This is a genomic window from Shewanella sp. SP1S1-7 (genome assembly GCF_031932105.1).
GTDB lineage: Bacteria > Pseudomonadota > Gammaproteobacteria > Enterobacterales > Shewanellaceae > Shewanella > Shewanella baltica.
Genome location: NZ_JAUOEU010000002.1, coordinates 1 through 12,127 on the forward strand (window position 1 = coordinate 1; position 12,127 = coordinate 12,127).

9 protein-coding genes are annotated in these 12,127 nt (G+C 47.3%); 5 read left to right on the top strand and 4 right to left on the bottom strand.

What is annotated here, in order from left to right; all coding sequences use genetic code 11:
• Positions 1–208 precede the first annotated feature (208 nt).
• Positions 209–763: a BON domain-containing protein gene (locus tag Q4Q49_RS01735; protein WP_259544089.1), complete on the top strand. Its 555-nt coding sequence runs from the start codon at positions 209–211 to the stop codon at positions 761–763.
• 359 nt (positions 764–1,122) lie between these two features.
• On the opposite strand, the gene Q4Q49_RS01740 is transcribed toward Q4Q49_RS01735, so the two are convergent.
• The 3 genes from Q4Q49_RS01740 to Q4Q49_RS01750 form a co-directional block, all read right to left on the bottom strand.
• Complete coding sequence (locus Q4Q49_RS01740; protein WP_311998478.1) at positions 1,123–1,545, bottom strand: DUF3224 domain-containing protein; 423 nt, start codon at positions 1,543–1,545, stop codon at positions 1,123–1,125.
• A 180-nt stretch (positions 1,546–1,725) separates the two neighbouring features.
• Positions 1,726–2,511 (bottom strand): hypothetical protein, encoded by a 786-nt coding sequence (locus Q4Q49_RS01745; RefSeq protein ID WP_311998479.1) that lies wholly within the window; start codon positions 2,509–2,511, stop codon positions 1,726–1,728.
• Between the two features lie 214 nt (positions 2,512–2,725).
• Positions 2,726–3,853, bottom strand: coding sequence for a polysaccharide deacetylase family protein (locus Q4Q49_RS01750; protein ID WP_311998480.1), 1,128 nt, complete (start codon positions 3,851–3,853; stop codon positions 2,726–2,728).
• A 342-nt stretch (positions 3,854–4,195) separates the two neighbouring features.
• On the opposite strand from Q4Q49_RS01750, the gene Q4Q49_RS01755 reads away from it, so the two are divergent.
• Together Q4Q49_RS01755 and Q4Q49_RS01760 are read left to right on the top strand one after the other, a co-directional pair.
• Positions 4,196–6,832, top strand: coding sequence for a TonB-dependent receptor (locus tag Q4Q49_RS01755; protein ID WP_311998481.1), 2,637 nt, complete (start codon positions 4,196–4,198; stop codon positions 6,830–6,832).
• Between the two features lie 67 nt (positions 6,833–6,899).
• The gene (locus tag Q4Q49_RS01760) at positions 6,900–8,435 is read left to right on the top strand and encodes a tryptophan halogenase family protein (protein WP_311998482.1); all 1,536 of its coding nucleotides are present in this window, start codon (positions 6,900–6,902) and stop codon (positions 8,433–8,435) included.
• A 10-nt stretch (positions 8,436–8,445) separates the two neighbouring features.
• Here Q4Q49_RS01760 and Q4Q49_RS01765 read toward each other — a convergent pair whose 3' ends face one another.
• On the bottom strand, positions 8,446–9,420 hold the full coding sequence (locus Q4Q49_RS01765) for an AraC family transcriptional regulator (RefSeq protein WP_311998483.1): 975 nt from the start codon (positions 9,418–9,420) through the stop codon (positions 8,446–8,448).
• A 539-nt stretch (positions 9,421–9,959) separates the two neighbouring features.
• Between Q4Q49_RS01765 and Q4Q49_RS01770 the strand changes: the two genes are divergently transcribed.
• Positions 9,960–11,252 (top strand): MFS transporter, encoded by a 1,293-nt coding sequence (locus tag Q4Q49_RS01770; protein ID WP_311998484.1) that lies wholly within the window; start codon positions 9,960–9,962, stop codon positions 11,250–11,252.
• Complete coding sequence (locus Q4Q49_RS01775; RefSeq protein ID WP_311998485.1) at positions 11,249–12,097, top strand: ROK family protein; 849 nt, start codon at positions 11,249–11,251, stop codon at positions 12,095–12,097. Before Q4Q49_RS01770 ends, Q4Q49_RS01775 begins: the two co-directional genes overlap by 4 nt.
• Positions 12,098–12,127: the final 30 nt, after the last annotated feature.

Consider the following 12,127-nt stretch of genomic DNA (forward strand, 5'->3'; position numbering starts at 1 on the left):
TTATTGGTGCGGTTTTTTTATGCTCTAAAGACGGCTTTGCTTACCAGCAAAAATTACATTTTGTCGGTAAAAAAGACCGACTTAGGGGAAATCGCTGAGACATGAAAATATCGAAATCATCAACTAAAAGCATTTAAGTCAATAACTTAATAAAACTGGCACGATTCACGCATTATCTAACATCGAGAAAACAACGGAGGATATGATTATGAAAACCACAACAGCATCAGTACTAGCGACCTTACTTGTCGGTTCAATCAGTTTAAATGTCGCCGCAGCTCAAGATTGGAAGGACGGGGCAAAGGATGCGTGGATCGATGGTAAAGCTGAAACCACTTTACTGCTCAACACTAACCTCAATTCCTTTGACATTATCACCGATGTGAAAGACGGAAACGTCACATTAACAGGTAAAGTGGAAAGCAGTGTCGATAAAGCTCTTGCCACTGAACTGATCAAAAGTTTAGACGGCGTAAAAGATGTCGATAACCAACTCACTGTAATGAATGAGAAAGAAGGCACCAGTGACGTTGTCGCTACTTTGACCGATTCTAAGGTTGCCACAGTCGTCAAAACCCGTTTACTGTTTTCAACCGATGTTTCTGGCACCCAGATTAATGTTGATGTCGCCAATGGTATCGTCACCTTAAAAGGTGAAGTGGCTAGCGATGCCGAACGTCAGTTAGCGCTGAAAATTGCTGAGAATACCGACGACGTGAAAAAAGTTGTCGATAAAATCAAAGTCGTTAAAAAAGCCTCTTAACGCTAGCTAAAGCTGCACTTTCTGAAACTAGCTTTCAAAAGTAGCGCTTTAACAGTCAGAGTTAAGTAAAAGGCGTTAATCTTGCCTCAACTTTTGAGCTCGATTGATTAGAGAGAGTAATAACAAAAAACCAGCCTAGGCTGGTTTTTTATGTCCATTATTTCACTCAATCAAGCAAGGTCTTCTAGGCCACGTAGATAAGACTAGGTTTGAGAAAACGAAATCAAGGTAGGAAAATTGAACGACATCAGGCTAATGCTGGAAGCGATAGTACCTTAAGCGATAACACCTTAAGCAATAGTGCCTGAAACTATATTTTCAGAAACAATCATGCCTAAAAAATAATGCCTGAAGTCGCGTTAAAATGCTGGCTCAGCGCTGGCTTCAAAGCCAAACTGGAACTCATAAAAATGCTGACCATTTTCAATACTGATGGCCATAGTGCCCGTTAATCCCTGCAACTCGCCCGCACCGGAATGGGGAACCACTTCTAAGATCAAACGGTTTTGTCCATCGGTCATAATGCCAAAATGTTGCAGCACGAAACTGCCCTGCTTACCACACACCTTGCCAACCACTTGCTCAATCGCCACATAGCCAGCCGAGCCTTTTACTGACGTCATTGCACTGAGCATTTCCCCTTGGCTACGGCCCTCAAGCTCGCCATAAAAGGTTTTATCTAAACCCATACGACCTAACGTTACGCCGCCCACACCCGTAGCATAAGTGCTATCTGGGGTGAGCTTAACATCAAATTTCCCCGTAATTTTGTTAACTTGCATGACACTCTCCTTGTCAAAACCTTATGCCAAGTCTATCTACCCGAGATTGCTTGCCGCTGCGGCAAGCATGATTCACGGAACGAAAAATAACTTAGCACAAGCCTGCGCAGATCCATAATCGCATTTACACACTTACCTTACACACTTACCTTACACACGCCCCTTGCACACGCCAACTGACTACTGAGTTAAGTGACTGATGCCAGTTTCACTCACTGCCACTTCTGTGGTTTTGACGATTTCAGGGCTTTCAGACATAGGTTGGTCAGGCGCTCTATCGCGATAAGTCACGGCAATTTTGAATGGAACTTCGAAGGGATAAACAGGTTCAATACTGTCCACCTCAATGCGATCGCCCAGCACGACGCTGCCTAAATGCTTCAAATTATTGTGTTCAAAATCGAGGCTAAACAAACCAAGATACCAAAATACCCCCGAACCTTGGGTCGTCACAATAAACGGCGCCACAAAGGGCATAGTCTGCATTTTAGGATCATCTTGAATTGGCGCGTTACTCTGGGTGTCGGGCTCTAAAGCGGGATCGAAATTTAACGGCGTAATGCGCAAATAATCCAGTAATACTCGGCCTTTTACCTCGCCATCTTGATAATCGCCCATCGCAAATTCCGTTTGCTTGATCTTAATAAAATGGGTCAAGGCAACCGATTTACCGCCCTCTGGTAGGGTAATTTCAAACGGGTTAGCGGTATTTAAGCTAAAGAGTTTAAGCATCACTTCCGACGCATTCGCCACCGGCTTAACCTCAAGCGGTGTCACTACTTCAACCTCATTGGCCTGTGCCTGCGTTTTTTCCTGCGCCATGGCCTCGTCGTATTGCATGACCTTACCATCTTCCATCACCATATAAATATCATCATTGGTCATGTTGAAACGGTAAATACCTGCGGCGAGTATGGCTAATATCACTAAGGTGCCCGCTAAGGTTAACTTTACAAACGTACTCATTTTCTCTCCCCAATCGCGCGCTTTGTGCGCTGCTTTTCTAACACTGATCAACTTCAAATCAATGTCGGAGCAGTATTACAGATACTGAGTTAAAGCGGAGTGGGTAAAGTGTAAAAAAGTGACGCTATTTTGAAATTTGTCAGGCTAAGTTCAGCAACATGTCCTTTACTCGGTGAATATTATGGGCCGAGTAAATACTCAGCCAAACACTTAGCTACTTCTCGTTTTTCCACAAGGCTGGGGTTTGACTCGGTTGCCAATTACTTTGGGAGAAATGGGCTTGCACTAAGGAATAGATTTTATCTTGATACGAGACAAAATCAGGCTGCTGATAATCATGCTGATCCTGCCAAGCAGGGGCATAGTTATCTAGCGTGTCGAAACGGTATCCTTGGCGCTGCGCCTCTTCCACGAAGCGTTTAATTTTAGGCAAATTGATGGTCGCACCTTGACCACGGTGCGCATTCTCAAACAGGAAGTCGTGGGTCAAGATCACCACTTTACCGTCGTGCAAACCATCGCTGCAGTCTAAGTTTTGCGTGCGACTGTTGAGAGGGTTCATTGTGGTGCCCGCACAGGTGTTGATCACTTGATTGATTTTATCCACCAGCTCAACCCCATCGGCCATAGATTCAGCAGGAAAAGCCACGCCCCAATCCTCTGGCCCCCAATCAAAGTCCCAACCAAATATTTTATAATCACTCTCGGCGAGTATATTTTGAATTTGCACCGCAACTTGCGAACTGTTGGTAGAGGTTTCGGCGGTACAAGCAAAAGCAGGGTCCCAAGGCGGCACAGTATCAGAGGTTGCACACAAGCCGTCGCCTTTAAGTTTACTGGTCACGCGCCAGCCATTGGTATAGGGCAAACGCGCCAACTTAGTCATCTTGTTGTTAGGATAACTGGCGGCATTAGGGATAAGCTCAACCACTTTGGCGGTGTTCGTCACAAAGTAGGTAAAGTCGGTGGCCGCATCTTGATAGGATTTCACCGGCCATAGACCCACTTGATTGCAATAAACCGCCCCCGATTGCACGCCATCGGTGCAGTTATGCAGCATATGATCGTAACTGTGGTTCGCCAGAATATGACCATCGTCTAATAAACGTTGCAGGGCGACAGCCGCTAACGCTTCGTTTTCATCCCCTTCGCCATACATATGAAATGCATTGATAAAGAAGGTCGCCTTGATATTGGCATCCTTTAGCGCATCCAATACCCCTAAAGTCGCGTCAATTGGACCATCATCAAAGGTGAGGTAAATGGTTTTATCGCTGGCGTGGGCAGGACTTACGCTCGCTAAACAGAGTCCAACTGCGGCGGCTATCGATTTCAGTTTCATGATCTCATCCTATAGATAATGTTTGAGGCTAATGATTAAAAAGCAATGAGTTAACGCCCATGCATCTCAATTCGCACACAGTCTCGCACTCATTCGCTCGGCTTATCTATAGTGAGTAATCTAGCCAGCGTTAGTTATACCATCCTAGCAACAAGCCATACTTTTCTACGCTAAGTTGATAAATCTCCCATCACCACTCAAGTTGAAATCACCGCCGCCCTCGCGTTAAACACAATAGAAAAATACCAATCCTAGTGTGAAAAGTACCGCATCAACAATTCGATAACAGGTAAGTTAACTGAAGAAAAAAACAACACTAAAGCACTACAGGGACGCTATAACATGTCAGAAGGTCAATTATTTAAGAGCTCTTTGCTCGCATTGTGTATCGCTAATGCCTTATTCGGGATGAGCTCAACCGCAGTCGCGGCGGAGCAACAAGAGGCAACGGCAGAAAATATGGAGGTAATCCAAGTACGCGGCATACGTCGCTCGATTGAAGCCTCATTGAATACCAAACGCTTCGCCGACTCCACGGTCGATGCCATCACCTCGGAAGACATAGGTAAGTTTCCCGATAAAAACATCGGTGATGCGCTGCAGCGAATTTCTGGGGTCACGGTCGATAGGCAATACGGCGAAGTAAGCGGCGTCACTATTCGCGGTACAGCGCCAGAGCAGAGTCGTATTTTGCTTAACGGTCAAACCGTTGCCAGCACTTCTTGGTATGACTTGGGTCCTGCCACTCGTACCTTCAATATGGAATTGTTGTCGGCAGAGCAAGTGAGTGCGGTTGAAGTGCACAAAACCCCGACCGCCAGACTTGAAGAAGGTGCGCTGGGCGGTACTGTCGATCTCAAAACCCGCAAGCCCTTAGATCTCGATGCCCACACCTATCAAGTCGCTGGCGAGCTGAGCCAAAGCAGCCTGTACGATGAAACAGACCCGAGTGGCTCTTTCCTTGGAAGCTGGAAAAATGACGACGAAAAGTTCGGCATTTTAGGCGCCTATTCAGTAGAAAAAATTACCAGCGGCCGCCAAGTGTTGGAATCTCTCAGTGGTTATTATGAATACTTCGCCGCCGATCCCGCGCAAAATCAAGAATCTACCGTTGGCGCTTGGGGCATTGGCTCGCAGGCCTTTAGAGCCGAACGTGAACGGACCAGCGCCCAAGTCACACTGCAATTTGCGCCAACTGACAATACCGAGTTCACCTTAGATTACTTTAATTTTGAACTCGATATCCCCCACGTAAACCATAACTTCTTAACCGTTGGCGCGCGCGGTTCAGGCTCCACCAACGTAGTGAACAACGCCCAAGGCGGCACAGCGTCGGCAACGATTCTGCCGGCGTATGCGTCGATTATTTATAACCCTGTGGTGCGCCACGCGGTCAATATGAAATCTGACGTACTCAACTTGACCGGAAAATACGTCGGGGACAGTTTTACTGTGAGCGGCGTCATTGGCCAATCGACCTCAGATGGCGGCACCCAAGGCGGTTCATCTTCTTGGTGGATCCCAGCGACGGATCAAGGCGGTAAAATTGGCGACCCCGCCTTCCCTAATGGTCAAGGCAGTGTCGATGGTGGCTTTAGTTACGATGCCACCGGTCCCTACCAAGTGGTGCTGACGAGTTTAGATGCTAACGATGCTAGCCAATTCAAGCACGCCCAAGAGGCGAACTACGAAACCACAGTGCAAGATCATAAAGTGACCTACGCACAGACCGATTTCGAATATCAACTCGACCATGATTTTATTAACAAAATTGCGGTCGGGATTAAGTACAACACCAGTGATTTCGAGCGTAATGCCTTCAACCGTAACCCCGCAGAAATCCTAGGTTTCGTGCCTAATGGCAACCTCGCTAACTGGAGTGATGGCGTGCTGTCTGGGCTACATTCCCAGAGCGGCGGCAATGTACTCGACTCCTATGCCAAGTTAGATGAAGACAAATGGTGGGCCTTTATCAGCGAGAAATACGCCAATGGCGAGTTAGTGGAAGTCGCCGATCTCGGTAACACCTTCACTGTCGAAGAGGATATGTTGGCCCTTTACGCCCAAGCGGATTTCAGCGGCGAATTCTACCGTGGTAACTTTGGCGTGCGTTACGTTAACACTGACCAAACCTCAACCGGTTTTGCCGATGGCAAGCCCTACAATGAATCAGTTAATTACGATAATTGGTTACCGAGTATCAACGTCGCCTTCGATCTGCAGGAAGATTTAATCCTACGTGCTTCGGCCTCTTCCGTGATGGCGCGTAACAACTACAGCGATCTAAAACCTGGCTTAGCCATAGCAAAAAACTTTGGTACTGCGAGCGGCGGTAATCCCAATTTGAAACCCTATAAGGCGAACCAAGCCGACCTTGGCATCGAATGGTACTTCACTGAATCTTCTATGCTGTCGGCGGCCTTGTTCTACAAAGATATTGATAACGTAGTGTTTGTCACTGAGTCGACTCAGTACATTGAAGGTTGCGGCGCGTCAGAATCCGAGTGGGATAAATGCCGCGTCACAGCTCCTGCCAACGGCGGCAGCGGCTCAGTAACTGGGCTTGAAATCCAGCTACAGCATAACTTTGAAAGCGGTTTTGGCTTCTTGACCAACTACACCTATGTTGACAGTAAGAGCACGCGCCCCGATGGCACTGAACAGATGATTGAAGGCGTGTCAGAAAACTCCTTCAACGGCTCACTCTTCTACGAAGATGATCTATTCAGCGCCCGTATCGCCTATAACTGGCGTTCAGAATACTTAGGCGTGGGTAACATTCAAAACGTGTTAAACGACAGCTATCAACAAGTCGATGCCTCGATTATTTGGCATGCGATGGAAAACTTAGATGTCTCACTCGAAGGGGTAAACTTAACCAACGAAGTGGTGCAATCCTATGATGTTAAATACGGATTGACCCAAAACACCATCGAATTTGGTTCACGCTATTTCGTCGGTGCCAGCTACAAATTTTAAACTTGAGTCACACCATAGCCGACCTTAGGGTCGGCTTTTTGCGTTGATAATGCAGCGGGGATAAGCCATGAAAGCGAAGCAAGCAATCAGAAAAATCATTATCTTAGGTGGCGGAACCGCAGGTTGGATGGCCGCGGCCGCCCTCGCGAATAACCCCGTATTTGCCGCCATTGAACTCTGTTTAGTGGAATCGGACAATATAGGCACTATCGGCGTTGGCGAAGGCTCGACGCCACACCTAAAACGCTTTATGGACAACTTAGGCATCAGCGAAAAAGATTGGATGGAGCAATGCCACGCCAGCTATAAAACCGGCATCGACTTTATCAATTGGAATGGTGACGGCCAGCAATATTTCCACCCCTTCTATTTTCAAATGGATGTAAAACCCGCCGAAGTCTTTTTTATCAACGCCAATGCAAGACGCCGAGGGCATGGCAATGCCGTTAAACCTGATGCGTTTTTCTCTAGCGGCGTACTGGCCAAACACAATCTCAGCCCAAGGCCGAATAAAACACTGCCCTGCACCAACGAATACGGCTATCACTTCGATGCCACTGAGCTGGCCAACTACTTAAAAGATTATGCCTGCCAACGCGGCGTACGGCAGATCATTGCTGATGTGGTCGAGGTTTCAACCTCCCAACACCAGCAGATTGAGACGCTGATCCTGGCAAATGGCGAACGACTGAGCGCCGACTTTTTCATCGATGCCAGCGGTTTTAGCGCTAAGTTAATTCATAAAGCCCTAGGCGTGCCCTTTCAATCCTTCGCCGATGAGTTACTCAACGACAGCGCCGTCACTGTTCCTGTTCCTGTTCCTGTTCCTGTTCCTGTTCCTGTTCCTGCATTAATGGACTCCACTCAAACGCAGCAGGCAAAGTACCATACCCGCGCCACAGCGCTCAGTGCAGGCTGGCTATGGCAAATCCCCCTCACCCACAGGCTTGGCAATGGCTATGTTTATAGCAGTCGCCACCTCAGTGCCAATGCCGCGGCTAAGGAATTATTGCACAGTGTAAATTTACCCGAGTCGACCCAAGTGCGGTTTCTCAAGCTGCGGGTCGGCGTCAGTGACAAGGCTTGGCACAACAATGTTCTGGCGATAGGACTTGCGCAAAGTTTTATCGAGCCACTCGAAGCCACGTCGATCATGATGACCCAATTCACCCTTGAAAAATTTATGTCGTTATTCGAGCGTTATCAGTTAAATAAGCAGGCAGAAACCTTAAGTCGGCAAACATTAAATCAAGCAGTAATGCAGTTAGTGCTCGGCATAAAGGATTACATTCAGGCCCATTATGTCACCAGCCAGCGCAGCGAAGCCTATTGGGTCGCAGCGAGAAAAGTCGCCATTTCCCAAAGGCTGACGCAACTATTAAAAGCTTGGTATCAAGGGGATGACTTTGATCTGCTGCTTTACCAATACGACCAGCAGCTCGCCTACTTTCGCCCCTCTTGGTATGCACTGTTAGCGGGAATGGATTACCGCGACCCAAAACTCAAGCGCCCATTTGAGCCGATTTCAGCGGAGATCACCGCGCAGGCGATAAGCTACTGCCAGACCTTAGTGGATCAGTATTTTCAGCCTAAGTATTCGTGATAGTAAGGGGTTAAATCGCCCTTTGTTTACTGCTAAAGCGCTGACGAAAACGACTCGGCGTGACGCCTTTAAATTGAATAAAGCGTCGATTGAAATTAGATAAATTATTGAAACCACACTGATCGCTGATGGTTGAAATCGGGCTCTGGTTCGAGAGTAATAACTTGCACGCCTTAGCGATCCTGAGTTGATTGATAAACTCAGTTAAGGTTTTCTCGGTACGTTTTTTAAAGAAGCGATGAAAGTGATTGGTGCTCATGTGCGCTAACTTTGCCAAATCCTGTGCCGACAAGGCCTGAGTGTAATTGTCATAAATATGTTCGATCACTTTATCGAGCTTTTTCACGGTAAAGTCGAGCTTACTGCCGTGGGTGAACAAGGTACTGGACAAGAGTTCTTGCTGACTATCCTGTTGTAATAACGCTAATAATTCCAATAACAAAATATAGCGTTTAAAGGGATTAGCCGTCTCCATCGCGATAAACACGTTATGGGCCTTGCGCGCCGTTTCCTCACTAAATAACACGCCCCGTTTGGCATGGGTCAACAGTGAATGCAAGGATGCTAACTCGCGCTGCTCATTCACAATTTGGTGTAGCCAGGCTGCGGGAATTTGTGCCACATACACGACTTCCTTCACTCGATTTTTCGAAGCGGATCCCTTCAAACTGGGCTCTTTCAAACCGACCGCAGTTGAAGCGCCGCCTTTCAAACAATCGTTCTTTGAAGCCTCGTCAGGTGAAAGATCAAGGTTAGCCTCGGATTGCCAGCCGTGGGGCATGTCTGGGCCGATGATCACTAAATCATAATCGCCATAGCGGGCAATATGATCGCCCACATAACGCATGCCATAACTGTTGAGGGTTAAGCAGATTTCGTACTCGGGGTGATAATGCCAGTTGAGATCCATGTGGTCCCATTCATAACGAAAGTAACGCCAAGAGCTGTTTTCATCGGGGATCACTTTTTCACACAGAGGTTTCATCCATTAAACTCCAGTTACTCATTCCTTTACCTTAGCTTCAATCCGCCCTTACAGATCAACGCCATTTACTCAAGCTAGCCGTTATTCCATCCTGTTAAATTATTCAATTACTTAGACCTTATTTTTAATGCCAGCCTTAACCTATCAGCGCGGCGAAATCGCTGTGCCTCGCGCACTATTGTCTATAGCAAGTCAGCCCTACTGTGATACTCAACTCCGTTACTCTAATACTATTCTATCCAATGTTAATTAAAGGTAACTATTTTACAAGCAAACACTTTATCAGCAGATACTAAAACACGGTTTTACCTATGCCTATCCGCAGCAGCTAACTGCAACTCGTATCTATCACCATTATCTATCGCCAGTATTTACAAGTATCTACAGTCCGTATTAACTGCACCTGATGTAAATCAGCTAAATCAGCGCGAACAGGATTTACATATGTGAGAAAAGTATCGACAGAGGCACCATTCGTATCACCGCCATAGCGAGCGTCAGTCCACAATGAATTTCACTTAATTCAATTGGCTAAGCACATGAAACACAAACTCATCATCCTGTTTGTCCTCTGCACTTTCTTTGTGATTTCCTTGATGACCAACAGCATGGGGCCGATTTTCCCTGCGTTAATTGACAGTTATGCTATCGGCCTGACGTTGGCGGGGTTATTTCCCTTTGCATTTTTTATCGCCTACGGCGTGACATCGATTCCTGCGGGGATTTTGGTGGACAAGTACGGTGAAAAGCGGGTGATCATCTTAGCCTTTAGCCTAGCGTTCATCGGCGCCGTGACTTTTGTGTGTCTGCCTACCTTTAGCATCGCCATGTTTAGCCTGTTTTGTATCGGCACTGGCATGAGTTTATTGCAGGTAGCAGTCAATCCCTTACTGCGCCAAGCCGCGGGGCCAGAGCATTTTGCCTTTTTCTCCGTACTAGCCCAACTCGCCTTTGGCGGCGCCGCGACCTTAGCGCCGCTGGTATACCAGCATTTTGTCGCCTTAGATCAAGCCAGTGTTGCATCAGCCAACTATGTGCAACAGCTATTGCCCGAGAACATGAGTTGGCTCGCCATGTATTGGTTATTCGCCGTAGTCACGCTCGCCATGGTGCTCTTTGCCAGCCTAGTGAAGATGCCCAAAGTGGATAAATTGGCCGATGAGTCTGCGGGTGCTCTGGAGACCCATTTACGCCTTTTCAAAGATAGAACCGTTTTGAAATTCTTCTTCGCTATCGCCGCCTACGTTGCACTTGAGCAAGGGCTTGCTAACAGTATCTCAGTCTTTTTGTCGCAATATCATGGTCTTGATACCTTAAGTGTCGGCGCCAATGTGGTTAGCGATTTTTGGTTTTACATGACGCTCGGCTGCCTACTCGGTTTGCTGCTACTTAAGCTTATCGACAGTCAGATCTTGCTGCTCAGTTTTTCCCTTAGTTCACTGGTTTGTTTTCTGGTGGCGATTTGGGGACCGAGCCAACTAGCATTAATTTGTTTCCCATTGGTTGGCTTTTTCATTTCTATCATGTGGTCGGTGATCTTCTCGCTGGCGCTCAATTCTCGCGCCCAAGATCATGGATCATTCGCTGGCATTCTCTGCACTGGCATTATCGGCGGCGCGTTTATCTCGCCGATCATTGGTGTTATCAGTGAGCTGTACGGCGAGTTACGGTTCGGGATGTTAGTGCTGTTAATCCCTATGGCATACATAGGCTATGTCGCGCTAACGGCTCGCCCCTTGATTAAAAACACCACCCTATTTTCTGCTAAAACGGCCTCAAAGAATGACGAGCCGATGGCAACAAACAACACGAGAGGCAACAAGCTATTATGAGCGTCCTATGTTTAGATCTTGGGGGAACTAAACTGATGTTGGCACAGGTGGAAGGTAAAACCTTACTCGACACTTGGCGGTATCCCGTTCCCGCCGATGGCAATTTCGAACAATTATTCGATTTCCTCGTGACCTGTATCCACAGCCACCTCACGCCTGAAACCTATGGTATTTCCATCGGGATACCCGGCATGGTGGATATGCACAGCGGCACCTTACTCGAAGTGCTCAATATCCCTGCATTAACGGCAACGCAGTTAGCTCAGCAGCTTAAAAATACCTTTGAAATGGATGTGGTTGTAAATAACGATGCGAACCTCTTTGCCCTTGGCGAAGCTGTGCTCAATCACAATCAAGACATGCTCGGGATTACCTTAGGCACAGGCGTGGGCGCTGGGGTGATTTTTAATGGTCAGCTGTATTCGGGTAAACATTGCGCCGCAGGCGAAATCGGCAGCTTGAGTTATCGCGATGGCATTATTGAGCACTACTGCTCGGGGCAATACTTCACCACTCACCATCACATAAGTGGCGAATATTTGTATCAAAAAGCCTGTGAAGGAGACAGCCAAGCGCTGCAAGCCTTCGCCCATTTTGGTGAACACTTGGCGCACATGATCGCCCAAACCTTACTGGTATACGATCCCAAAGATATCGTCCTTGGCGGCTCAGTCAGCCAAAGCTTTCCCTTCTTTATTGAAGCGCTTAAACAGAAATTGCAAAGCTTAGTCTATGGCCCCCAACTGGCGGACTTGACGATTTCAGCCAGCCAACATCACAATGCGGCACTCATAGGCGCGGCGCAATGGTTTTTACAACAACAGAAATCAAGCGATTTCAATTAACATCACAATGCACCAGCAATTGATCGACAC